This is a genomic window from Pseudomonas sp. NPDC086278 (assembly GCF_050280905.1).
Taxonomy (GTDB): Bacteria; Pseudomonadota; Gammaproteobacteria; order Pseudomonadales; family Pseudomonadaceae; genus Aquipseudomonas.
In genome coordinates this window covers 1-2,172 of sequence record NZ_JBNNWE010000204.1, presented here as the reverse complement: position 1 = coordinate 2,172, position 2,172 = coordinate 1, and the positions used below count along the sequence as shown (strand labels likewise).

Here is a 2,172-nt window from a genome sequence, read left to right as displayed (position 1 = left end):
GGCACTACACCGCCAGCGTCGCGGTGCACAGCGATTTGCGTCTGGTCGCGTTGACCGCGCCACGGGGCAATCGCTTTTTTATCTGGGACCTGGACTGGATCTGGAAACCATTACGTAAGCCTACATAGAGGCTTTCCCCGGGAACGAGTCCCGCAGCGGTGGCCCAACGGGCCAAATCGTCCTGTTCAAACCCCAACCAGAGATCACCGCAGGCCTCCCTGGCCCAACTCTGGTTGTGGCTACATAACTCTGTCACGAGCAGGCTACCGCCCGGTTGCAGCAGGTCGGCCATGTGCTTGAGCGCTTCGGCCGGCGCGGCGAAATGGTGCAGCACCATGTTCAGTACAACGCAATCGGCTTGAAGGCTCACACCGTTCAATGCATCGGCCAATTGCAGGCTGACGTTAGCCAGCGTTTCACGTTCGCAGACCTGACGCGCCAGTTCGAGCATCGCCGGGCTGTTGTCCAGCGCGGTCACTCGCGTGAAGCGCCGCGCCAGTTCCGGCAGGAATGCACCGTCACCCGGGCCGACTTCAATGGCGGTCGCGCCGTCGCTGAAGCTCAGTTTGTCGAGCAGTGCCAGCACGCTCTCGCGGTATTGCGGCAGGCCGGCGATCAGGTCTTGCTGGGCGCGAAATTTCTCCGCCACCCGTGAGAAAAAGTCCTGGCTGGCCGCTGCGCGTTGCCCGTGGACCTGGCTGATCCGCGATTGCACATCGGCAGGCAGGGTCAGGTTATCCACTTCTTCCAGCAACGCGGCGTGCAACTTGCCGCCCGGCAGTTCAGTGTGGGGCAGGGCGCGACGGTAGAAAATCGCATTGCCTTCACGTCGAGTCGCCACCAGTTCGGCCTGGGCCAGCACTTTAAGGTGGTGGCTCATGCCGGACTGACCGATGCCGAAGATCTGCGCCAGCTCCAGTACGCCAAACGAATCGTTGGCCAGCGCGCGCAATACATTCAGTCGCAGAGGATCGCCGCCAGCCTTGCACAGGGCCGCCAGCTCATCGCAATCGTCATGTTGAATGGAAGGCACGCGTAAATTCATAAGGCCAGCAGTCTAGTGACGGTCAGAAATCACTGCAAGGGCAATATCAAAAAGTTTTGATATTGCTCGATAGATGGCACTTCCAGACGTTCGGTTCACTCTACAAACGAACAGCGGAATGGATTCATCAGTCCAAACCCGCGTTATCGATTGGAAAAACGCCTCCAGATGATTATCTGTCATTGCCCCGAGGCGGCCCGGTGAGGGAAAATGCTCGCCTTTTTTCCGTTTCGATTTATCCACTCTCGATTCAGTACCCGCAGGAGAACAGCGATGCCCAGCCGTCGTGAGCGTGCCAACGCCATTCGTGCCCTCAGCATGGATGCCGTGCAAAAAGCCAACAGCGGCCATCCCGGTGCCCCTATGGGTATGGCGGATATCGCCGAAGTACTTTGGCGTGACTACCTGAAGCACAACCCGACCAATCCATCGTTCGCCGACCGTGACCGCTTTGTAATGTCCAACGGCCATGGCTCGATGCTGGTCTACTCGTTGCTGCACCTGACCGGTTATGACCTGTCGATCGATGACCTGAAAAACTTCCGCCAGCTGCACAGCCGCACCCCGGGCCACCCGGAATTCGGCTACACGCCTGGCGTCGAAACCACCACCGGTCCATTGGGCCAAGGCCTGGCCAACGCCGTTGGTTTTGCCCTGGCAGAAAAAGTCCTGGCGGCGCAGTTCAACCGTCCAGGCCACGACGTTGTCGATCACCACACCTACGTGTTCCTGGGTGATGGCTGCATGATGGAAGGCATTTCCCATGAAGTCGGCTCACTGGCCGGTACGTTGGGCCTGGGCAAGCTGATCGCCTTCTACGATGACAACGGCATCTCCATCGACGGCGAAGTCGAAGGCTGGTTCACCGACGACACCCCGAAGCGTTTCGAAGCCTACAACTGGCAGGTGATTCGCAACGTCGACGGCCATGACCCGGAAGAGATCAAGACCGCCATCGAAACCGCGCGTAAAAGCGCTCAGCCAACGCTGATCTGCTGCAAGACCACCATCGGTTTCGGTTCGCCGAACAAGCAGGGTAAAGAAGACTGCCACGGCGCCCCGCTGGGTGACGCGGAAATCGCCTTGACCCGCAAGGCCCTGAACTGGAACTACGCGCCGTTCGAAAT

The 2,172-nt window shown here is 59.3% G+C and carries 3 pseudogenes; 2 read left to right on the top strand and 1 reads right to left on the bottom strand.

What is annotated here, in order from left to right:
- A pseudogene (locus tag ACQKP4_RS28950) lies at positions 1-95 on the top strand (DUF1513 domain-containing protein); the annotation flags it as partial.
- Here the strand turns inward: ACQKP4_RS28950 and ACQKP4_RS28945 are convergent.
- Positions 89-1,045 (bottom strand): annotated as a pseudogene (locus ACQKP4_RS28945) (ArsR/SmtB family transcription factor); the annotation flags it as partial. The pseudogenes ACQKP4_RS28950 and ACQKP4_RS28945 sit on opposite strands and share 7 nt — an antisense overlap.
- A 273-nt stretch (positions 1,046-1,318) precedes the next feature.
- Between ACQKP4_RS28945 and ACQKP4_RS28940 the strand changes: the two are divergent.
- Positions 1,319-2,172: pseudogene (locus ACQKP4_RS28940) on the top strand (transketolase); the annotation flags it as partial.